This is a genomic window from Pseudomonas sp. IT-P12 (assembly GCF_949767465.1).
GTDB lineage: Bacteria > Pseudomonadota > Gammaproteobacteria > Pseudomonadales > Pseudomonadaceae > Aquipseudomonas.
Map to the genome: position 1 here is coordinate 733349 of NZ_CATKPY010000021.1, position 21654 is coordinate 755002.

Consider the following 21654-nt stretch of genomic DNA (forward strand, 5'->3'; position numbering starts at 1 on the left):
AACGCGCCTGTAGCTAAATAATAACGCTTACTCTTTCCAAAGCGCCATTCGATCACTTACCTTCTCGCAGAACTTCGCATGCTTTGATTGCTGCGATTCCTGAACGTAGTGGTTTGAGCAACCGCTGATTACGACTTGTCTTATAGCCTCCCGCACCCTCTGCAGTAAGCCAAGTGCTGACTATTTCATAATCCTCATAGAGATCCGCCCCAAAATCTGTTAGCAGACCCTCTGTGAGTGCACGAGGCCCCCCAGGCTCCAGAAGTACCCAAGCGGAAACCAATTTCTCGCAAGGCACACGTTGTAAACCCAGCCGTGCGACCTCCATACTACCGGGATACCCACCAGCAATCCAAGGATATCCGATACTCTCAGCACCCAGCGCATATAGTAGTGTCGGAGATTGACCTGTCAGGTCAATTATAGGTGTATCTAATGTAAACCCCGCCTTTCTTGCGGAGACAACTGCATTATTAATATAAGTAGCATAACCATCAGACAGCAAGAGAACTGAGCCTGGATGCCTGATCTCTACAGAAGTATTATTCATCCCCAAAGGTTCCATTTGCCGATAAGGATTTTCCATTCCAGATTTCAGCAAAAGAACTGTAATTAATTGCGCGACTAGCGCTACGGAAAAAAGTCCCATTCGAACTTTTTTACTAGTAATATTACCGGAGACGAAAGCAACCCCGGCAAGCACCCAAAAAATCCCGACATAACTGCCGACCTGCCAATAGTTCCCATTGGTACCAAAGGCGAAAACATGCGGCAACACCAAAAAAAACGACGAAAGTGACAGTTGTGCGCCACTAACACTTAAGCGATCTCGAAAATAAAAAGCCATATAGAAAGCAGCCAACCCAAAGGGAATAGCCCATATAACCAACCCTTGAAACGCCCCACCACCAAGATTTAATTCAGAGAAACCAAATATAACAACAATACAGAAAAGCAGTGCCACACCCGAAAACAATATACTAACCAACCTCAACAGAGGCCGCGAAAAGCATACAACATAAGCCGAAACAAAAGAAAAAACGAAAAATATCAGTAACCCATAAACTTCCTTGGCCCCTAAACTGAATCTATCAACACGAAAAATTTGTTTAAGTGTATACCCTGCCCCTACGATACTCGAAAAATCAACACCAACCTTCAGGCGCGTAAAAAAACCAGCGATGGAGCCATCGATAGCAATTGCACTTGCAATAAAAAGCGATATTGCAACTCCCAACGAAAGAAGCATTAAGGTGAGAGTAAACTTACGGCTCAATACGATATACGCTAAGACGCTGCCCCCCAGTGCAACCGCCAGAGGAGGTTTTGCCATAAATGCCAACCAGCCACCAAATCCTATTAAAACCCAACCCATAAAACTGCTAAACCTCCTATCCATATCTGATAGGAGCGTGCCTGCGCTAACAATCAACATTGCTTGAAAGCCCAAGCTATTATAACTCGGCGTGGGAATCCATAGAGAAAAGTAACAAAGCGAGGTTACAGCGAGCCCAGCAGCCAGCAACACTTGATGAAAACCACTTTGCAAAGCAGCGTTGTTACTTTTGCGTAATAAAATAATTATCAAAAACCACGCCAACAAAAATATCATCAACATATTTGCTTGTCTTAAGCTAGATATGTCACCATTCAGTAAAATGTAAAGTGGATGATAGATGAAACCAAATTGCGTCGTAGACCAATCATAGCTAAACGGCCGAGACATCCACACCAGATAGTAACCCTCATCTGAGAAGTCTATTCCGTAGCCAGCATTACTCAAGAGCCAACCTAAAATGAAGAAAGTGCCAATGCCAAGAAAAATCATCAGGCAATCTTCCCAGCTCCTCTCCCCACGCCCATTTACACTTCCGATTTTTATAGCCCGCACTTAGGTCCCCACCGCTCAAAAATAGGCTATTTTAGTATGCGGCGGGGAAAACGTCACGCTCTAAGCCCACCTAATTACCAAGCTAAAACCGATCCGAAATTTTACTGACTCAAAGGTGTGCTGAGCGCTACCACATAATCCATCCAATATGGATTTGGCTTGAGTTAACTATGGTTCCAGCCTGCGCTGCTGATAGACCCAGTCGACAATTTCACCATCAGGTGAATACCCACTTACAGTATCGCGCAACAGTTGACGTACTTTGGAATAGTCATCCTGCTCAACAGCAGACAGCAGCTCTGCTAATTTCAACTTGAGAACTTCCCAAGACAGAAAGTCTTCGTTTGCAGTCATAATCATTGGATGTTCGGTTGCGGATACGTTATCGCCAATCAACAGCTCTTCATATAGCTTTTCACCAGGGCGAAGCCCTGTAAACTCGATAGCAATATCGCCACTGGGGTTACTTTCCGAACGAACACTCAAGCCTGACAGGTGTACCATCTTCTGAGCCAACTCTACGATTTTGACCGGTTCTCCCATATCCAGTACAAACACATCTCCGCCCTGCCCCATGGAGCCTGCTTGAATTACCAACTGCGCAGCTTCAGGGATAGTCATAAAATAACGTGTTATTTTTGGATGAGTAACGGTCAGCGGCCCGCCTGCTTTGATCTGTTTGTGGAAAAGCGGGATAACTGAGCCTGAAGATCCAAGCACGTTTCCGAATCGAACCATCGTGAAACGGGTTTTATTGACTCGAGAAACATTTGCCTGATCTGAATAGAGTACCGGGGCAACTTCACGACTTAGCGCCTGCAACGTCAGCTCAGCCAGACGCTTGGTGCTACCCATTATATTCGTGGGCCGTACCGCTTTATCGGTTGAAATCAGTACGAAATTTGCTACACCTGCCTGCAGGGCGGCTTGAGCAGTGTTCAGGGTACCAATGACGTTATTAAGAATGCCCTCAGCGATGTTATGTTCGACCATGGGCACGTGCTTATACGCTGCAGCGTGATACACCGTATCGACATGCCAGGTTTTCATGATATCCAGTAACTTGGCCTGGTTGCGTACCGAGCCGAGAATCGACAACAACCGAACCGACAAAGATTTACGGGTAATACGTTGCTCCAGCTCTGACAAAATACAATAAAGATTGAATTCACTATGATCGAACAAAATGAGTGCAGCGGGCGACTGAGCCAGAATTTGCCTGCATAACTCGGAACCTATGGAACCGCCCGCCCCAGTAACCAAAACCACTTTATTTTCAATGCAGTGTTTGAGTAAATCTTCCTGAGCCGGGACAGCATCACGTCCCAATAGGTCGGCAATATCAACTTCTTGAATATCATCCACTTTAACTCGGCCACTCGCCAAGTCCATGAAGCCAGGCACACTGCGAACATGCAGTGGGTAACCTTCAAGCAGACTCAATATCTCTCGACGCCGGCCACGCGTAGAAGAAGGGATGGCCAGCAATATCTCCTGAGCGCCCGTCGCCTGGATCATCTGATCAATGTGTTTTGGCTTGTAGACCTGTAATCCCGAGATCACTCGGTTCGAAATGCTGTCGTCATCATCAATGAAGGCAACCGGGCGCATGACGCGCCCCATCCTTAGCGCAGCCACAAGCTGGTTTCCCGCAGCCCCTGCACCGTAGACTGCAACTCTCGGCAGCCCATCATCACGATTAGCGAAGGGAACGTGTTGAGCAGCCGTAAACCAATCACCTAAAAAATATTGCCGCATCGCGAGGCGCAAGCCTCCAATCATCACAAGACTCAACCACCAGTAATTGAAGATGATCGAGCGCGGGACAAGATTTTGATGATTGCTGTACCAGTAAACGATCAAGCCCAAAATTAATGAAGAGAGACTCACAGCCTTAATGATTGCAATCAGCGCATCATTGCCAAAATAACGCATCACCGCGCGATACATACCGAATCGGACAAAAAGCGGAATGGCTACCACAGGAGCACTCAGAAAAAGCCAAATATGTGTCGTAAACGGGTTGATCATTTCATCAATCCCCAATCTCACGACAAACGCCAGCCAAAGAGCCGCCCAGACTAGGGCTACATCTGCCAGGACCTGAATCACCCTTTTTTCTTGGCGCGGTAACCCCAATAATAAAGCTCGTAGTCGCTCCATAAACGCTTCAAACACCTTGTACCGCTCCTATCCTGACATCACCCGCTCATTGTACCCATTCGCTCACAGTCGGCACCCTCTAAATCCACGCACGAATCAAGTGTTCGCGTTGGGTTCTAGCTGCCCGGCGCGGAATTTCAAGGCAAGGATGATCAACGGAATGTAGGCAATGACCACACCGCCGATACCATCCAGCCCCAATTGAGTGACCGCATAGGCTACAGGCAGAAGCCAAAAGAGGTTGATCGCGCCTACAGTCAACGTTACAGGCAGGTGCCCTCCATATCGACGAGAGGCAAACTGGTAGGCATGACTGCGATGAGCCTCATAGACTTTGTCGCCGCGCAGCAATCGACGAACCAACGTGAACGTCGCATCGACTATGAACACACCCAACAGTATCACCCAGGCCCAGAACAAGTCCGAGGACTCCCAAGCGGCCTGTAGCGACAGGACACCCAATGCCATACCGAGAAACCCGCTTCCCGCATCCCCCATGAATATCCTCGCCGGGGGAAAATTCCAGTATAGGAAACCAATCACCGCCACGCCCAAGATCAGGGGTCCCCAGATCAACGTCGATGCGCCACTTAATCCATAGAGCAGACAGATACTCAGGCAAACGCATAACGCCTCAACGCTGGCGATTCCATCAATGCCATCCATGAAATTGTAGAGATTCAGCAGCCAAACCAGATAAATTGCCGCAAGAAAATGGCCAAACCAATACAAGTTTATGTCCGTTCCAAATAGCGTAATGGGGGGAAATCCGCCCAGCCATGCGAGCGCCCACAGGCTAGCGCCAAAATGCCCCAATAGACGCCATCGAGCCGCAATATGACCATGATCGTCCATGAAGCCGATTATTGCGACCAGCGCCCCGGCCACGCCTATGGCGATGAGCTGCGGCCAGGCGACCAGTCCGGATGCTCCAAAAATGGGAAGAGTAGCCAAAAAAGTCACGACAATCGCCACGCCGCCACCTCGCGGTGTTGGAATCGTATGTGAACTTCGCTCATTAGGAATATCAATGATGCTTCTAGCCAGGGCATAACGCCGCAGCGAACCTGTCAAAATAAAAGAAAGAACGGCAACTGCTGGTACTAACCACAAGTAAATCATCGTTATTGATGTTCCCGGAAATGCTTCGCTGTAATCGCCAATGCCTCATCAACACTCAGTGGGGGCGTCCAGTCCAGAAGATCACGTGTTTTGCTAATGTCGACTTGCAACGAGCCACACAACCGCTGAGACAACCCACTCTTCCCTAACAGCCCGGCTCCCGACTCAATTATCCAGCTGGGCACCGGAATCAGCCTGGCTGGCTTTTCCAACGCTTTTGCCATCTTGGTCAGCAATGCAGTAGTAGACAAATCTTCACCGTCGCTCACCAGAAAGGTCTCGTTAGCTGCCCGAGGGTGATCCACACATGTCAATACAAGGTCTACCAGGTTATCCAACGCAACCAAACTCCGACTGTTACGGATAGCACCAAAAGGCAATGGGACGCCCTTGTACAACCAACGCATCATGTTAAGAAAGTTGGCTTTTACGCCCGGTCCGTAAACCAGCACCGGTCTGATGATAACGACTTCCATACCAGTTTCTGCAGCAAGCTCGCGAAGCCCCTGCTCGGCTTCCATCTTTGAAATTCCGTAAGGGTCCATCGGAGCAGGCACATCATCCGCAGTGTAGGCACGGTCCTGAGCAGTTCCTTCGCCGTTTACCTTGATGGAGCTAATGAAAACAAATCGCCGTACCCCCACCGCCGCCGCCTGCCTGGCGAGGTTGAGAGTTGCATCTACGTTCACTTTTCGAAACGCCGCCAATGGATCAGCGTCCACGTCATTCATGACATGCACCCGGGCAGCGGAATGGATGACGATATCCTTACCGACCAAATGCTCCTCCCACCGGGTAAGACCGTCAAACGACGGGACGATCACTTTTTGGACACTTTGCCTACCCAGCGATGACTCACTTCGAACGGCCGCTACGACTTTTCGGGTCTTCTCATGATTCAGCCGGTTTAGGATGGCGCCTCCAACAAAGCCGGACGCACCAGTCAATAAGATGGTTTGCTGCATCAGCGAGTGGCCTTTCGTAGGGTGGCAGTACGAAAAAGATCTTCAAGCTTGGCAAGAAGACGGGATTTTGAATAATTATTCAAATAATAGGCTCGACCAGATTTTCCCATTGCGGTCAGATTCGATGCATCCGCATTCGCTAGCTCCATCGTAATATTTGCAAGTCCGCTGGCGTCTCCAGATGCACAGGTGAGCCCAGCACCGGATTCCGCGATGACACGTGCAGCTTCGCCGTTGATCATTCCCAACAAAGGTTTACCTGATGCTAGATATGCTTGGACTTTTCCAGGAATGGTTTTTTCAAACACGTCGTTGGTTTTGAGTGAAACCAGCAATGCATCCGCTCTCGCAAACAAACCAGGCATTTCTTCCAAAGGATGCCTGCCTAACAACATCACATTATCCAGGTTCCGGGAACTAACCTGCTCGCTCAACCACTCACTCATTCGTCCATCGCCAACAATTACCCAGCGAATGGATACTTTTCCGCGTAATTGCTCCGCCGCATCCAAAACGGTGGGGAGATCCTGAGCCTCACCAAGATTACCGGCAAATACAACAGTAAAAACTGACTGATCATGCGCCAGCAATTGAGAATTTTTAGTTTCCGAATCTGAAAAATCATCTTCAGCCCAACTTGGAAAATAAACCAATCTCTGAGTATCTATATCTTTTGTGCAGTACTGCTTTACATTATCAAAAAAACCATGTGACTGTAAAAGCAAATAGTCCGCCCGATTATAGATCCAGGATACGACTCTACCAACAACGGCTAACAAAAAATTACTTTTCACTACCCCAACGGCCCTAAGTGTTTCAGGCCAAAGGTCCAACACCCAAACAAAAACGGGAGCTTTTTTTAACCGACCAATAATCAACGCGGGTATAGCAGCCATTATTGGAGAAACAGCGTATACAAACACTGCATCAAATTTCTCACGGCGCAACTTGAAAGAACCGATCACCGAAGCACTGATGAAAAAACTGAAGTAATTCATAATCAGGCTAACGCTGCGCTTACCGCGAACTAGCATCGGCACTCTAACAACCTTGGCCGCATGATAATCATCATACATTTCCGGCGTCGCCTGGAAACTTTCAAAAACCTTCCCTTCAGGATAGTTAGGCAAGCCAGTCAACACCACCACTGAATGCCCTTTTTCTGTGAAGTCACGAACTAAATCGTTAATACGCATATTCTCAGGCCAAAAATACTGCGTAACTACAAGGATCCTCAACTTTTTTCCAGGCATGATCACAACTCTAATTAATAGCGCTTCCAGATAACTCGACTAACATAGTCGGTATAACTGTGCACTATTCTGACAATCTTATCAGATACGTTGGGCATACTATAATCTGCCACCAAACGCAATGTGCGCTCTACACCGGAAGCCTGTTTTTCCAATATTGCCAACCCCTGCAGTACCCGCTCCACTTCCAGTCCAACCATCATCACTGCCGCCTCTTCCATACCCTCGGGACGCTCATGGGCCTCACGAATATTCAACGCAGGAAAGTTTAGAATGGAAGACTCCTCATTGATAGTTCCACTATCAGAGAGGACTGCTTTGGATGCGAGCTGGAGTTTATTATAGTCTTTGAAACCCAGAGGTTTCAAAAGCCTAATATTGCCATGAAACTGAATATCCAATGACTCAACACGCTTCATCGTACGCGGATGCGTCGAAACGATTACAGGGTAATCGAACGTCTCGGCGACAGAATTGAGGATATCAACCAGCTTGAGGAAATTTTTATCAGAATCAATATTTTCTTCCCGGTGCGCACTCACCACGAAAAACTTGCCCGGTTCAAGGCCCAACTTAGTCAATATGCTAGACGCCTCGATACCACTGCGATAGTGGCTCAAGACTTCAAACATCGGGCTTCCCGTTTTGATCACCAAATCAGGGGATAGGCCTTCTTTAAGTAGGTAATCCCGTGCAATAGTGCTGTAGGTAAGATTGACGTCGGCCGTATGATCGACGATACGCCGGTTAATTTCTTCAGGTACTCGCATATCAAAACAACGATTACCCGCTTCCATATGGAATGTTGGAATTTTTCGCCGTTTGGCTGGAATAACCGCCATGCAACTATTAGTATCGCCTAAGACAAGGAGTGCTTCAGGGTTAACTTCCGCGAGCACTCTGTCTACCGAGATAATCACATTCCCGATTGTTTCAGCACCACTGCTTCCTGCCGCGTTGAGAAAATAATCCGGTTTGCGGATACCCAAATCCTGGAAAAAGATTTCATTTAGTTCGTAATCGTAATTCTGCCCGGTATGAACCAGTATGTGCTCACAGTAGCTATCCAGGCCTGCAATCACTCGCGACAAACGGATAATTTCTGGACGGGTGCCTACGACGGTCACTATTTTTAACTTTTTCATTTCAATGCTCACTTCTAATCGGTCAGTCTTGGCTGCCCACAGGCATCGCATATGTATCTGGAAGTTCGCGATCAAAAATCTCATTCGCCCATAACATCACGATCATTTCACTCTCTCCAACGTTCGTAATGTCGTGGCTCCAGCCAGGTACGGTTTCAACAACCTCAGGTGAGTCCCCATCTGTGAACAACTCGTAAAAATCACCCGATGCTATGTGGCGAAACCGGAAGCACGCCTTCCCTTTTATGACCAAGAATTTTTCGGTTTTCGTGTGATGGTAATGGCCACCGCGAGTAATACCTGGATGCGCGGTAAAATAAGAAAACTGGCCAGAATCCTTCGTTTTCAGCATTTCGACGAAGACGCCTCGAGCGTCTCCATACTTTGGAACTTCGTAAGTAAAATTTTCAGGAGAAAAGTAACTGAGATAAGTAGAATACAAGGCGCGATCCAAGCCGGTCCCGACCCGCTCCGTAACCAAAGTCTGCCGACTTTCCTTGAACTCATAAAGGCGTGTTGCAAGTTCCCCGACTGTCGTGGAGTACGTCGGATCAACCTTCACGAAAGGACTGCCTGACTGCTTTCCATCCACGACATCGATGAAGCTCTTGATCACGTCATCAATATAAACAAGCGACACTCTTGCGTCGGGATCATTTATGCTGATAGGCAATCCATGTGCAATATTGTGGCAAAAAGTGGCGACCGCGGAATTATAGTTTGGTCGCGCCCATTTCCCAAAAACATTGGGTAACCTGAACAGATGTACTGGGCTTCCGCTTTCTCTTGAGAGCTTCAGCAACAGCTCCTCGGCGTCCCGCTTGCTGGAGCCGTAGGCATTATCCAATTCAGCCTGAATCGAAGATGTGTAAAGCAGAGGTATACTCCGCTTCGTCGCTGTAACGGCAGAACACAATGCCTGGGTTAAGTCACGATTTCCAACCTGGAAATCTTCAATATTTTTCGGGCGATTGACACCCGCGAGATGAAAAATAAAATCTACTTCGGTCAGGAGTGAACCAAGGTCGGCTACATCATTTTCACGACAAAACCGCACAACCTGGATGTCCTTTCGCTCTTCGAGGTGAGCGATGAGATTTTTGCCCACAAATCCATTGGCACCGGTGATCAATACTTTCATGCCTTACTCCTCGGGAGTAGCGTGTTCACCGCGCTGAATCGCACGCATAAAATCAAGTTTCAACAGCAGGTTCTGCATTCCCTCGACGTCCAGGCGCTCAGTGTTATGAGAATTGTAGTCCTCCATGGTGGAGATCTTTTCTTCTCCTTGCTCAACAAACTTGCTGTAATTCAAGTCCCTTAGGTCAGGGGGAACACGGAAGTAGTCACCCATATCCTCTGCGCAAGCCATCTCTTCCCGGCTCAATAGCGCCTCGTAGAGTTTTTCACCGTGTCGCGTTCCGATGATCTGTATAGGATGTTCGGGCTGCCCCAGCATGGATGTCAACGCACGTGCCAGCGTTTCCACGGTCGCTGCGGGAGCCTTTTGAACGAACAAATCCCCGTTGTTACCATGCTCGAAAGCATAAAGAACCAAATCGACAGCGTCCGACAGCGTCATCATGAAACGAGTCATGTTTGGGTCTGTGATCGACAGGGGTTGACCTGCGCGGATCTGCTCAATGAACAGTGGGATAACAGATCCACGAGATGCCATGACATTTCCATAGCGTGTGCCACAAATGACAGTTTTGGTTTCATCCACATTTCGGGATTTTGCCACCATCACTTTTTCCATCATCGCCTTCGAAATACCCATGGCATTGATCGGATAAACGGCTTTGTCAGTGCTCAGGCAAACGACCCGCTTCACTTCATTCTGAATAGCGGCTTCCAAGATGTTATCAGTACCGATAACATTGGTCTTAACAGCCTCCATCGGATGGAATTCGCAGGACGGAACCTGTTTCAGCGCGGCAGCGTGAAAAATATAATCCACACCACGAGTAGCATTCAATACACTCTGGTAGTCACGCACATCCCCGATATAAAACTTCAGCTTCGCGTTGCCATAACGCTTGCGCATGTCATCTTGTTTCTTTTCGTCGCGACTAAAGATGCGAATTTCTGCGAATCCAGAGTCCAGGAAACGCTTCAAAACAGCGTTACCAAATGATCCTGTGCCACCCGAGATTAGAAGCTTTTTTCCAGTAAACATCATGACCTACCTTGCCGCGAACCAAGCGATACTACTTAGTTCGTAGAGCTGAATAAATTAATTCGTCTTTTTGTTTCGCACTAGGATAGCTGATCAACACCGCACGATAACTGCCTTTGAAAACAAAAAGACTACCTGCAGCGACCCCGACCACGCCACAAGCAGAGACTACGCTACGTATATCTTCAAGCGATCCCGCCCCCCCAAGGACGGTAATGGGAACATGTACCGCTTTACGTAATTCAAGCGCCAAGTCGATATCGTAGCCCTTCATGCGGCCATCGTTATTAATCGAATTGATCACAATCTCACCGGCGCCTAATTGTTCAACCTCAAGCGCGACGTCAAGAACATTCCGCTTGGTATTGCGAGTTCCATTGTGGGTCCACACATCACAGACCTTGCTAAGTAATCGGGACTTATAGTCGAGGACCACAACGACGCTTTGACTACCAATTTCTTCCGCGATTTGTGTAATCAGCCCTGGGTTATCAAGTGCGGCTGAGCTGATCGCTACTTTTTCGACACCTAATGCGATTATTTTTTTGGCTTGTTCAGCAGAACGTATACCACCGCCGTAGCAGAGTGGCATCCGGCACTCGGCTGCAAGTTTGGCAATCTGCTGGTAATTAGGCTCGACACCGTTAACCGTCGCATCTATATCAATGACAATCAGCTCATCGGCTTCTTTTTCATTGAAGATTTTTACCGCATTGATTGGATCACCCACATACTTTGGGTCTTTGAATTTTACCGTTTTAACCAACCCACCATCTTGAATAAGAAGGCACGGAATTACTCGAGGTCTTAACATTTCATAGTTCCGCGAAGTTTTTCAGGAGTCCAACACCGAAGTGGTGGCTCTTTTCGGGATGAAACTGTACACCGTACACATTATCGGATCGGACAGCGCAGCTGAAATCAAACGCATAGTTAGAGGTTGCTTCAATATGGTCGGGGTGAGAACAATCGAAAAAGAAGGAGTGCAGGAAGTAAAATCTTGCATCCTCTTCAAAGCCCTTGAAAAGCACGGAATTGGATGCTGGCATTACATCATTCCAGCCCATATGTGGTAATGGCAGTTTTGAATGTCCAGGGACACCCTTAAACGACTTAACGATTCCTGGAACCCAACCCAAACCCGGCAGCGAGCCCTCTTCGCTGCTGTTCGCCAGAATCTGCATCCCCACACAAATTCCCAATACCGGTATCTTCGCTCCTTGCACGAGTTCATCCAACACCGGACGCATCCCTGAGGCTCCCAAGCGCTCGATCGCATGATCAAAGGCTCCAACCCCGGGGAGGATCAGCTTGGTCGCATTTTCAAGATCCGCGGCGCCTTTTGCTACGGACACCGGGATGTGCAAACGCCTATAGACGTTGACAAACGCTTGAATATTCCCCAAACCGTAATCCACGATCGTAATCATCTGAAGAGTCTTCTTTCCAAACCAAGTGCACTGAGTACTCGGGAACCTATTCCAATCAAGAAACGCTTGTTCTTATAGTCAAGGCACGTCTTATTTTGACCCTCAAAAATGCTCTGAAGCCCAGGCACAGTCAAGTCCAATTTGTGTGCAACGTACTCGAATTCCGACTCCAGAAATTTCTCATCGAGCTCAGGCTTCTCCATTCGAGCCAGCGCCGCTTCACGTGTCATCTGGCCGGTCATGATCAGGCTGGAAAAGTGAGCCCGACGTTTCTCGTAACCGAATTTACGAGGCATCCAGTAATCTTCGTAAAAACGAGTAAATCTGGATTCGTGATGTTTGTGCTGAAATCGCTTCCACCCAAATAGACGTTCGAGCGTCTCTTCAGCCTCGCTTTTTATGTAAGGTAGCAAATTAAGCGGCCTGACAACTTGCATCCCCAACACATAACGATAGTAAATTTTGTAGGAGAGGACGTCTACTATCGGGAAGCTTTTTAATTTTCGCGAACCAAACTTACTATGAATATCGTTAATCAGTGTTTTATCAATTCCAGGATAGGCGCCCCACTCTTCTGGCTCGCGGCAGCACTCGGTTGAGTAATTCCCCCCGGTCAATACGTATTTGATCTTATGCGCCTTGGCGAATTTATACAGGCCAGAGAAAAAAGCTGTATCTTGTGGAATATCCTGATCAGGAACTTGAGCCTTCAGAAACGCCACCTGTAGACTCTTCATTTCTTCCCAGTTGATGACTTCGGTGTAGAGTTCGAGGCCAAGACCGTCTACCAATTTTTCTATATTACCGACGGCCTGGTCTGTGTTCCATCCGGCGTCGACGTGAAAAAGAAGAGGTCTTAAACCCATTTTCTCTTTTGCTATGTAAGCAAGGTATGAACTATCCAATCCACCACTTAATCCAATGATACAATCAAAATCCTTACCTTCTCCCTCTTTCTTGATTTTATCTGCGATTTTCATCAACTCAGCGTTGCCTGCAGCTCCCGTATTCCAATTGGGACTGATATTCTGTTCGAAATTCAAGCAGTACTCGCAACGTCCATCTTTGGAAAAAGAAATATTGGGATCACTGGTGTCCATGATGCACGTGCGACAAATATTATATTTCATCAGAGTCATATCTCACTCAAATCATTCACGATATCCACCTCACCACCCGGAGAGCAGACCGTACAATTTCTTCCGAAGATTATAAAAAAAACTGTTGCAAGCTGAAAGGGCTCTAAGCCTATTAATCAAGCTTGTTTTTGAAAATAAAATGCCCAAGATGTCGCCTTCAACACGACTCGCTTCACACCTTACTTTTTGGTAAAGATCATTTTTTGATGCTTCGGACAGTTCCGACGCATGGCGATCAAAAAATAGTCCTATAGCGGCCATACGCGGCGTTAATTTTTTGTTGTAGGTTGGAAAGTCTACGAGCATATTTATGCTGTTACCACTGTGCACACGCCACATACAGCCTACAATGTCAGAGTGAACCACATTCCAGTTTACAAAATGTGTCACCGCAAGTTCCATCCAGGTGTCCTCGTTAGGAAGCACTTCGGGGACCGGAAATATCTTCGACACCACTTCCTGGCTCATCATATAAGATACACCAGTCAAACCGCCTTGGCCTCGACGCTTGGGAACCAGGTGCCCATCAAATTTTTTGTCTTCGGAAAGCGTAATTAATTTACAGAGACCAACGACTGCGTCACCCTCAGAAAAACTCGAAACCTTGGCGAAGCGGGCAGCAAGACTTCCTTCAGGCATGATATCGTCACCGGCATATATACAGGTGAATCTGCCACTGGCTTTTGTAATACCGTAGTTAAACGCGGAACATTTACCTGCGCGGGGGTTTTTAAGTACCGTCAAGTTCCCATATTCGAGAGCCAGCGAGCCAAGAATTTCGAACGTCGCGTCGGTAGATTGATCATCTACCACAATGACCTCAAACGTTATTCCTTTCTGTTCAAGTATGCTAAGCAACGCAGACTTAACATACTTTTCTTCGTTCTTAACTGCGATGACCACGCTAACATCCGGGGCACTCATTTTAGTTCCTTATGCAACTAAATTAATTAATTCTATTCGAATTCGTTTTTTTAGACCGAACCACTAGAAAGAAATTTGCAAAAAACATTAATAGAAATCCATTACTGAGCAAGGTTCCTATCAGACCACCGCTGAACAAACATAAAAAATAAATAAGCCATAACGATTTGAACGCGTAGTCATCTGATTTATTAAACCAACGAAATGTCTGCCCGACAAAAAATGAGTAGAACCAGACTCCCACCCAACTGAAATTCGCAAAGCCCTCAATAAAGAACACTGCATTAGAGTTAGCCGTTTCGTTCCACGACCACTGGTACTCAAACACAAGCTTTTCAATATTTACACGATCCAAAGAAAATAACATGGAAAAAAAAGAACTCGTGGCTCCCAACAGAGGACTATCATTAAATTGCTGCTTCAACACTAACAGTGTATCTGAAGCAGTAAACATCGGGACCGCAACGATACGCCAAATCAAATGATCCAGAGCGCCAGATGGGAGGTATCTAGAACTATAGAAATCTGCTGATAGTATGCCCCCACTCTCCATTACAGGGCCAGGAGAAGCCGATGCTCCTGCGGCCAATACGGTAACCAAGTATAGTATTACGCCGCATCCTAAAATAATAATTACGGCTTTAGACAAGCTTATTTTATATTTCTGAGACGCAATATAAAACAAAGGAAGTAGAGCATTTAAAAATAATGCTTTTTGTAGAAAACTAATGGAATAGGCGAAAAATATCAAAAGAAAAAAATACCGATACCTTTGATTATCGATAAACATTTTCGCAATGCTGTAGGGCAGAAGTGAACTTACAAAAATCGTACTTATGTAAACTAATGCGATTTCCGCACCGTCCCTACCCTTTAAAAATTCACCTCGCTGAAAACTCAATTCGGCGGTATCAGCGCCTTTGATTGCCGACACAAGAGGAATCGCCGGTGCTGTGTACAACGTAACGAGCATAAAAACAATGAATATTGACCAGACAAAGGCGTGAACGACCCTTGCATCCACCCTGACTCTAAGTGCGCGGGGTTTAAAACGCGAATCAAAAATCGGAACGTTATACCCAATTAAAATACCTAAGACTGACAAAAAAGTTACTAAAGAAAGTTTTAAAAAAAACTCACTTGGAAGCAACGTGAAATTCACGAACATCGGTAGAAACATATACACAAGAGAAACAGCTACAACGAATAAAAAAACTGCAACTCGGGTGCTTGTCAGGGTATAAAAAAACATAAACACCTCCTTGATTAGATCAACCGTTGGAGCGCAATGTAAGAAAACCCAAACAGCAAAATTACTAGAGCAACACCGATTATTAACTTCACTCGACTCAGTAGTTTTCTTGAGTTAACACCAGTCACTTTCATTACTATCAACAGATAACACGCGTAAAAAATAAAACCCGTGACGGCATACACCTCCGTCAGCGTATTTGGGAACCAGGATGCTGAAACCGCTACGGCGCCAACTCGAAGCAGTAACCCACTGAATTGCAGGCCCATGGCAATAGGCTGATTATTTGTGACGTGAAGTGCCATCGAAATCGGTGACGCCAATAACTGCATTCCAATCCACGGGACCATGTACAAAACAATTACACCTGTCCGACTCCATTGCTCTCCAAAAATAAACGGAAACAGGAGCGGTGCTGCAGCACCAGCAATGGCGAGAGGGATGATTCCCACTTTTATCAAGCCCAAGAGTGTCTCAGAAGTAAAATCAGAGAGCTTACCAACCCGGTACATTTCAGGTGCTTTAGACAAATAGACTTGGGATACCGCGCCCCCCACAAGACTGACTGGAGCCTGCATCAATTGCATCGCCAAAAGGAGATACCCTGCTTCCGGACCTACACTGAGGCTTGCAATCACGATAACAGGAACCTGGATGGCCGCATTATTTGCAAGCCCTTCAAGCATCGAGTATTTTGGGAAACGGCTGTACTTGATGATCAACTCAAATATTTGCCGAGGATGGACTCTCGTTAGCAGGCTTTTATCGACACAGTAAATATTCCTAGCTAACCCCAAGACTCCCGCACCATTATTTATCGTTTGCCCTAGAATCAGGCCTAAAGGTCCACCTGACAAAACGCCAAATAACATCTGAACTGAAGCTGCCCCGACGGCCTGCTGCACTCTGGTTTTCGCAATTATGGAAAATCTGCGTTTTCGTCCGGCCCAAAACTGTAAGGCACTGTAGCTACCCGAAAAAAATATACCTATGGGTAAGACCCATAAATAACTGTGTAAATTAGATCTACCAAATAACGAGGAAATATCAGCTGAGAAAAAAAATATTAACCCGGCAAATATTGAAGCAGTGACTAGCGAAAACAAAACACTAAGATAAAGTAGATTCCTGGCCTCTAGCTCGTCTTCCGGAATGGAGATTGCCAACTCGAATCGAAGCGTCGCGGCTACGGAGATAACGCTGAGTAACGCCAAATAAATGGACAGAACACTGAAATCATCAGGTGTATAAAGCCTGGTCAATACAGGTAGCAGGGCCATCATCAATATCTGTGCCAGCGCCGTTCCGCCTATCAAAACACCAACAGCCTTTACGAAGTCATTGGACTTATAGTTATTTAAGTGTCTCCAAAGGCGCATTAGCTTACTCATACGTTATTCTATTATCACGGCATAACAACCATAAACGATCCTTTATATAACAAGAGCTCGTTGTATTGATTTCACAATTCGTACCTGATCTTCATCGCGAAGATACGGATGCATCGGCAAACTCAACACCGTACGTGCCACCTCGTCTCCTACGGACAGATTGACGTTAAAATCAGCTACTGCCGGTTGTTTGTTTAGAGGAATCGGGTAATGGACAACAGTGGGCACACCGTCAGCCGCTAGTTGCTTCTGCATTTTTTCACGCTGTTCTACGCGGATGGTGTATTGAGCATACACACTCGTGTTATCTGGGTGCACAAAAGGTATGGACTCAATTCCTGATTCAGCCAACAATAAATCATAACGCCTGGCGACTGATTGTCGGAGCTCAACTTCACTGTCAAATATTTCTAATTTTTCAAGAAGAATTGCAGCTTGAAGCGTATCTATTCGGCTATTTACACCAACTCTTACATGATGGTAGCGGCGATCTTGGCCATGACGGGCAATCTGGCGTAGAAGAACGGCCAGAGCCTCATCATCGGTGAACATTGCTCCACCATCACCGTAGCACCCCAGAGGTTTGCTAGGAAAAAAACTTGTGCACGCTATCGTTGTTAAACCGCAAGATTGGTTTTTCTTGTAAGTAGCACCAAAGCTCTGTGCAGCATCTTCGATTACCGGAAGTTTATACTTCGCAGCGATAGCATTAATCGCGTCGAAGTCAGCACATTGGCCGTATAGAGAAACCGGAATTATAACCTTGGTATTGGGAGTGATCTTAGACTCTAGCTCACGTGCATCCATGTTATACGTATGTGGATCTACATCGACGTATACCACCTTGGCTCCAAGTAACGCTGCCGCTTCCGCGGTCGCAATATAACTAAACCCTGGCGTGATAACTTCGGAACCGGGTCCGACTCCCAGAGCCATCAATGCGATCTGCAGGGCGTCGGTGCCATTAGCGCATGTAATACAGTGTTTTACGCCGACTCTACTTGCCAGCTTCGCTTCCAGTTCCGCTACCTCAGGCCCCAAAATGTATTGGCCGTGCGCCAAAACTCTCTGTATTGCAGTGTCCAGTTGGTTTTTAATTCGTGCCTGCTGCTGCTTAAGATCAATAAATTCAATCATTATTTCACGCGTCAATTTTGGTGAGAACGTTTTCGGATAGAATATAGGTGGCGCCGCTATGAGCACATATCGCTTTGCCTGAACCGTTAACAGGAAGTTCCAATTGCTCACCAAACTCGCTCATCCAGCCGATTTGACGGGCGGGCACCCCAACCATCAACGCATAAGCAGGAACATCACGATTTATAACCGCTCCAGCGCCGACAAAAGCGAATTCCCCTATAACGATACCGCAGACGATCGTGCAATTCGCGCCTAGTGTTGCGCCTTTCTTGACCAAAGTGTTCTTGTATTCACTTTTACGCTCTATCAGCGACCTTGGGTTGTATACGTTGGTAAACACCATGCTCGGTCCGCAGAAAACGCCGTCTTCCAGGGTCACATTATCGTATACCGAAACATTATTTTGAATTTTACAGAAGTTACCTATTACGACCTTATTACCAACAAATACATTCTGGCCCAGTGAGACTCCTTTACCAATCCGAGCCCCTCCGCAAACGTGAACGAAATGCCAGACGCGGGAGTCATCACCGATGGATGCTCCCTCATCTATTATTGCGCTGCTATGAACTGAGTAACTCAATTCGTGCTCCCGTATTCGCAGTTGTACATATTAGTTATGCGGCCAGTGCCAACTATAAGCTAAACAAAAATGGATGCCCTTCTCCCGACGCAGGCGTTACGACTTTGCTGGAGCGGATCGTGTTGACGGTCTCAACACAATGACGAGCATCCTCAATGCCATATCCTCGCCCTTTCAGAACTTCCTGATAACTCACTGTGTGCAAATCTGTGAATCCTTCGGAAAACTCAATTTCATCACCGTTAACCGTAATTGACCTAAACGTCGGTTTCTTTCCTTTAACAGAGTCAGGCAAATCGTTGGCATCTATCGAGAGAAACCATCGTACACGCGCCTTTTCGTATTCCAGGTAACCAGCCGCCCTTTGTTCAGATGTAAAATGGACGACATTTCGTTGCAATTTTCCAAAAATAAAATGCAACATATCATAAAAATGAACACCGATATTCGTAGCTAAGCCGAACGACTTGCGTGGGTCACCCTTCCAACTCTCCATGTACCACTTTCCACGCGAAGTTATATAGGTTAACTCAACATCGTATTTGTCGGAAACATGTTCCCGCGCAACTTTATCTTTGAGGTCAAGTATCGCCTGGTGATGTCGCAACTGTAAAATATTGTAGACGCGCTTGCCTGTCTCTTTTTCAACTAAAGCCAATTCATCCAGAATTTCAGGCGTCGGTACTAACGGCTTTTCGCAAATGACATCACATCCCAGTCGGAGCCCTGCAGCAATGTGTGAATGATGTAGATAGTTAGGTGAACATACCGCGACATAATCCAGAGCAGTTTCCGGACTACGCTTGAGTTGATGGGCGTGCTCTACGAAGCGTTCGAATTGAGTAAAAAACTCGCTGTTGGGGGAGATACTGTCGATTATTCCTACGGAGTCATTAACATCATATGCGGATACTAAAACATTTCCGGTATCCTTGATTGCGCGCATATGGCGAGGAGCAATATAACCAGCAGCACCGATCAGAGCGAAATTTTTCATTTGACCTCTTTTATGACTATGATTCACTTTTTACACATTAAAAAAATTAAGCCTTGATAACATTAGGAGCAGGCAACCTGTATTTACCACGACTATCAATGATCAACTTAGCGCACTGCTTAATTAGATCGTAATCAAACTTATCATGATCGGTGGCCAGAACCACAGCATCAAACCCCGACAGACTTTCAGACGTCAACGGCACGCTTTTTAAATCAAAGTGATGCTCGCGCATTTTTGGAAATACAAGAACATGAGGATCACTATATGCCACCACACCACCCTTGGCTTCGATCAACTCCATAATTTCCACTGAAGGTGACTCTCGCATATCATCGACGTTCTTCTTGTATGCAATGCCAAGCACAAGAATTTTACTACCTTTCAGTGCTTTGCCTGAGTCATTCAATCCGTCCATCAATTTGCTCAGGACATACTCAGGCATTGCCTGATTTACTTCGCCTGAGAGTTCAATGAACCTTGTATGTAGACCATACTCGCGAGCTTTCCATGTCAAATAAAATGGGTCAATAGGAATGCAGTGTCCGCCCAGCCCCGGCCCCGGATAGTAAGCGGTGAATCCAAAAGGCTTCGTCGCGGCGGCGTCCACAACTTCAAAAATATCTATCCCCATTCGATCGGCGACTATTTTCATCTCGTTGACCAAGCCGATATTTACTGCGCGGTGAATATTCTCCAGCAGTTTGGTCATTTCAGCCGCCTTGGTGGAGCTGACTGGAACTACTTGATCGATGGCTTGCTCATATAGTGCGACGCCCACCTTGAGACATGCTGGAGTATCACCACCAATAATTTTAGGGATCGTCCGAGTCTCGAAATTAGGATTGCCCGGATCTTCACGCTCAGGCGAGTAGACCAGGAAAATATCCTCCCCGACTACCATTCCGCTCTCTTGCACTCTCGGTAACAATTCTTCTTCAGTCGTACCCGGGTAAGTCGTGCTCTCCAATGAGATCACCTGCCCTGCACGAAAGTAAGGTTTCAGGCCATCAGTAGTATTGATAACGAAACTCATATCCGGTTCACGATACTTATTCAGAGGTGTCGGCACACACAAAATAAGGGCATCGCATTCGGAGGCACGACTAAAATCCGTGGTTGCTTCAAAACCGGTCAAACGAGCATTCCGTATCTTTGCCTCCGGAATGTGTTCAATATAGCTCTCACCTTCGTTGAGCTTGCTGACTTTCAACTCGTCGATGTCAATACCTAACACCCGAAAACCGATAGCGTTGTAACGCAGCATCAAGGGTAACCCGACGTACCCCAGGCCTACGATACCGATCAAGGCCTCCTTGTTTTTAAACTTGCTGATGCTGGTATTCATTTGCTGAGACATCAATCTTGCTCCGACTCACGCTAATATGCGATAGGGTGACGTTTCTATGTTCCTCACATCTCAGGCAAGGGGAAACATCGATGATTAAAAGACACGCTACCGCCCCAGGATTTTTCGTCAGGTTCCAGAAAACGAGGGGTAGCAATGTCAGCAGCGACTAAGAGTCAGGTTCTTATAAAAATCTCGTCTCAAAGCCCCGAAATTTGTGCCAACGTTGGATTCAATCCCCGCTGGCGGTTCAGAAAATCAATCAACAGAGCGGCTCGCTCGTCTCCGTCCATATTCAAGATAAATTCTTCGAAATTTGCCAACCCCTCCTCCAAAATCTTGACTTTTTCACTGTTCCTGTGCTGCTCGATTGAAGGCTGGTTGACACGCGCTTGCAACTGAGCAATCAAATCCTCGTGAACAGGCAACGGCATGCCGCCGAAGCTGACAAGCCGGATAACACCACGGGTCGAGCGCACTGATGACCAGTTCGCGTTGGCAGAAAGATTGATGAACAGATATCCAGGAAATAGAGACTCTTGAGCAGATACGAGCCGCCCCCTCACAATGCGGTCACGACTACAAACTGGACGGGTACATACATATCCTTGCCGCACCAGATTTTCTTCGGCGCGGTGATCTTGGCGGGATTTGCACAGTACTAGGTACCAGGTTCCAAGCGGGGGAGATTCTAAGCGCTGGGTGCCGCGAATGTTCATATCCGTACTCCAT

Annotated in this window: 19 protein-coding genes; all 19 read right to left on the reverse strand. The window is 46.7% G+C overall.

The window, feature by feature from the left end; translation table 11 throughout:
• Positions 1-52 precede the first annotated feature (52 nt).
• The 19 genes from ACM6IM_RS12370 to ACM6IM_RS12460 all read right to left on the reverse strand — a co-directional run bounded on the left by ACM6IM_RS12370 (position 53) and on the right by ACM6IM_RS12460 (position 21641).
• Positions 53-1828 carry a hypothetical protein gene (locus tag ACM6IM_RS12370; protein ID WP_414865268.1) on the reverse strand — a complete coding sequence of 592 codons (1776 nt, stop codon included), beginning with the start codon at positions 1826-1828 and terminating at the stop codon, positions 53-55.
• A 231-nt stretch (positions 1829-2059) separates the two neighbouring features.
• On the reverse strand, positions 2060-4054 hold the full coding sequence (locus tag ACM6IM_RS12375; RefSeq protein WP_201189854.1) for a polysaccharide biosynthesis protein: 1995 nt from the start codon (positions 4052-4054) through the stop codon (positions 2060-2062).
• Positions 4055-4150: 96 nt separating this feature from the next.
• A complete protein-coding gene (locus ACM6IM_RS12380; protein WP_414865269.1) occupies positions 4151-5176 on the reverse strand; it encodes an MraY family glycosyltransferase in 1026 nt (341 codons plus the stop codon).
• A gap of 2 nt (positions 5177-5178) precedes the next feature.
• Positions 5179-6141 carry a UDP-glucose 4-epimerase family protein gene (locus tag ACM6IM_RS12385; protein WP_414865270.1) on the reverse strand — a complete coding sequence of 321 codons (963 nt, stop codon included), beginning with the start codon at positions 6139-6141 and terminating at the stop codon, positions 5179-5181.
• The gene (locus ACM6IM_RS12390; protein WP_414865271.1) at positions 6141-7394 is read right to left on the reverse strand and encodes a glycosyltransferase family 4 protein; all 1254 of its coding nucleotides are present in this window, start codon (positions 7392-7394) and stop codon (positions 6141-6143) included. The genes ACM6IM_RS12385 and ACM6IM_RS12390 overlap by 1 nt, the downstream gene beginning before the upstream one ends.
• A gap of 14 nt (positions 7395-7408) precedes the next feature.
• Positions 7409-8539, reverse strand: a complete 1131-nt coding sequence (wecB, locus tag ACM6IM_RS12395; protein WP_414865272.1) for a non-hydrolyzing UDP-N-acetylglucosamine 2-epimerase — start codon at positions 8537-8539, stop codon at positions 7409-7411.
• A gap of 22 nt (positions 8540-8561) precedes the next feature.
• Positions 8562-9680, reverse strand: a complete 1119-nt coding sequence (gene wbjC / locus ACM6IM_RS12400; protein ID WP_414865273.1) for a UDP-2-acetamido-2,6-beta-L-arabino-hexul-4-ose reductase — start codon at positions 9678-9680, stop codon at positions 8562-8564.
• A 3-nt stretch (positions 9681-9683) separates the two neighbouring features.
• Positions 9684-10718 (reverse strand): polysaccharide biosynthesis protein, encoded by a 1035-nt coding sequence (locus ACM6IM_RS12405; protein WP_201189581.1) that lies wholly within the window; start codon positions 10716-10718, stop codon positions 9684-9686.
• Between the two features lie 31 nt (positions 10719-10749).
• The gene (locus tag ACM6IM_RS12410; protein WP_414865274.1) at positions 10750-11532 is read right to left on the reverse strand and encodes an AglZ/HisF2 family acetamidino modification protein; all 783 of its coding nucleotides are present in this window, start codon (positions 11530-11532) and stop codon (positions 10750-10752) included.
• A gap of 1 nt (position 11533) precedes the next feature.
• Entirely contained in the window at positions 11534-12148 is a 615-nt protein-coding gene (gene hisH / locus ACM6IM_RS12415) for an imidazole glycerol phosphate synthase subunit HisH (protein WP_414865275.1), read from the reverse strand.
• Positions 12145-13287 carry an N-acetyl sugar amidotransferase gene (locus ACM6IM_RS12420; RefSeq protein ID WP_201189587.1) on the reverse strand — a complete coding sequence of 381 codons (1143 nt, stop codon included), beginning with the start codon at positions 13285-13287 and terminating at the stop codon, positions 12145-12147. The genes hisH and ACM6IM_RS12420 overlap by 4 nt, the downstream gene beginning before the upstream one ends.
• A gap of 30 nt (positions 13288-13317) precedes the next feature.
• Positions 13318-14211 carry a glycosyltransferase family 2 protein gene (locus ACM6IM_RS12425; RefSeq protein ID WP_414865276.1) on the reverse strand — a complete coding sequence of 298 codons (894 nt, stop codon included), beginning with the start codon at positions 14209-14211 and terminating at the stop codon, positions 13318-13320.
• 22 nt (positions 14212-14233) lie between these two features.
• Positions 14234-15463 carry a hypothetical protein gene (locus tag ACM6IM_RS12430; RefSeq protein ID WP_414865277.1) on the reverse strand — a complete coding sequence of 410 codons (1230 nt, stop codon included), beginning with the start codon at positions 15461-15463 and terminating at the stop codon, positions 14234-14236.
• Between the two features lie 14 nt (positions 15464-15477).
• Positions 15478-16854: an oligosaccharide flippase family protein gene (locus ACM6IM_RS12435; protein ID WP_414865278.1), complete on the reverse strand. Its 1377-nt coding sequence runs from the start codon at positions 16852-16854 to the stop codon at positions 15478-15480.
• 42 nt (positions 16855-16896) lie between these two features.
• On the reverse strand, positions 16897-17991 hold the full coding sequence (locus tag ACM6IM_RS12440) for a DegT/DnrJ/EryC1/StrS family aminotransferase (protein ID WP_414865279.1): 1095 nt from the start codon (positions 17989-17991) through the stop codon (positions 16897-16899).
• A 4-nt stretch (positions 17992-17995) separates the two neighbouring features.
• A complete protein-coding gene (gene wbpD / locus ACM6IM_RS12445) occupies positions 17996-18577 on the reverse strand; it encodes a UDP-2-acetamido-3-amino-2,3-dideoxy-D-glucuronate N-acetyltransferase (protein WP_414865280.1) in 582 nt (193 codons plus the stop codon).
• Between the two features lie 52 nt (positions 18578-18629).
• Positions 18630-19574 (reverse strand): UDP-N-acetyl-2-amino-2-deoxy-D-glucuronate oxidase, encoded by a 945-nt coding sequence (gene wbpB, locus ACM6IM_RS12450; protein WP_414865281.1) that lies wholly within the window; start codon positions 19572-19574, stop codon positions 18630-18632.
• 46 nt (positions 19575-19620) lie between these two features.
• Positions 19621-20922, reverse strand: a complete 1302-nt coding sequence (gene wbpA / locus ACM6IM_RS12455) for a UDP-N-acetyl-D-glucosamine 6-dehydrogenase (protein WP_414865497.1) — start codon at positions 20920-20922, stop codon at positions 19621-19623.
• A 200-nt stretch (positions 20923-21122) separates the two neighbouring features.
• Positions 21123-21641 (reverse strand): transcriptional activator RfaH, encoded by a 519-nt coding sequence (locus ACM6IM_RS12460; RefSeq protein ID WP_201189601.1) that lies wholly within the window; start codon positions 21639-21641, stop codon positions 21123-21125.
• Between the last annotated feature and the right edge of the window lie 13 nt (positions 21642-21654).

What these genes read in the sequence shown, in the direction of transcription:
- wbpB (WP_414865281.1), bottom strand. Translation starts at nt 19,574, where the DNA reads ATGAAAAATTTCGCTCTGATCGGTGCTGCTGGTTATATTGCTCCTCGC.
- ACM6IM_RS12385 (WP_414865270.1), bottom strand. Translation starts at nt 6,141, where the DNA reads ATGCAGCAAACCATCTTATTGACTGGTGCGTCCGGCTTTGTTGGAGGC.
- ACM6IM_RS12370 (WP_414865268.1), bottom strand. Translation starts at nt 1,828, where the DNA reads ATGATTTTTCTTGGCATTGGCACTTTCTTCATTTTAGGTTGGCTCTTG.
- ACM6IM_RS12430 (WP_414865277.1), bottom strand. Translation starts at nt 15,463, where the DNA reads ATGTTTTTTTATACCCTGACAAGCACCCGAGTTGCAGTTTTTTTATTC.
- wbpA (WP_414865497.1), bottom strand. Translation starts at nt 20,922, where the DNA reads ATGAATACCAGCATCAGCAAGTTTAAAAACAAGGAGGCCTTGATCGGT.
- ACM6IM_RS12425 (WP_414865276.1), bottom strand. Translation starts at nt 14,211, where the DNA reads ATGAGTGCCCCGGATGTTAGCGTGGTCATCGCAGTTAAGAACGAAGAA.
- ACM6IM_RS12405 (WP_201189581.1), bottom strand. Translation starts at nt 10,718, where the DNA reads ATGTTTACTGGAAAAAAGCTTCTAATCTCGGGTGGCACAGGATCATTT.
- ACM6IM_RS12410 (WP_414865274.1), bottom strand. Translation starts at nt 11,532, where the DNA reads ATGTTAAGACCTCGAGTAATTCCGTGCCTTCTTATTCAAGATGGTGGG.
- ACM6IM_RS12435 (WP_414865278.1), bottom strand. Translation starts at nt 16,854, where the DNA reads ATGAGTAAGCTAATGCGCCTTTGGAGACACTTAAATAACTATAAGTCC.
- ACM6IM_RS12375 (WP_201189854.1), bottom strand. Translation starts at nt 4,054, where the DNA reads ATGGAGCGACTACGAGCTTTATTATTGGGGTTACCGCGCCAAGAAAAA.
- ACM6IM_RS12440 (WP_414865279.1), bottom strand. Translation starts at nt 17,991, where the DNA reads ATGATTGAATTTATTGATCTTAAGCAGCAGCAGGCACGAATTAAAAAC.
- wecB (WP_414865272.1), bottom strand. Translation starts at nt 8,539, where the DNA reads ATGAAAAAGTTAAAAATAGTGACCGTCGTAGGCACCCGTCCAGAAATT.
- ACM6IM_RS12380 (WP_414865269.1), bottom strand. Translation starts at nt 5,176, where the DNA reads ATGATTTACTTGTGGTTAGTACCAGCAGTTGCCGTTCTTTCTTTTATT.
- ACM6IM_RS12390 (WP_414865271.1), bottom strand. Translation starts at nt 7,394, where the DNA reads ATGCCTGGAAAAAAGTTGAGGATCCTTGTAGTTACGCAGTATTTTTGG.
- ACM6IM_RS12420 (WP_201189587.1), bottom strand. Translation starts at nt 13,287, where the DNA reads ATGACTCTGATGAAATATAATATTTGTCGCACGTGCATCATGGACACC.
- wbjC (WP_414865273.1), bottom strand. Translation starts at nt 9,680, where the DNA reads ATGAAAGTATTGATCACCGGTGCCAATGGATTTGTGGGCAAAAATCTC.
- ACM6IM_RS12460 (WP_201189601.1), bottom strand. Translation starts at nt 21,641, where the DNA reads ATGAACATTCGCGGCACCCAGCGCTTAGAATCTCCCCCGCTTGGAACC.
- hisH (WP_414865275.1), bottom strand. Translation starts at nt 12,148, where the DNA reads ATGATTACGATCGTGGATTACGGTTTGGGGAATATTCAAGCGTTTGTC.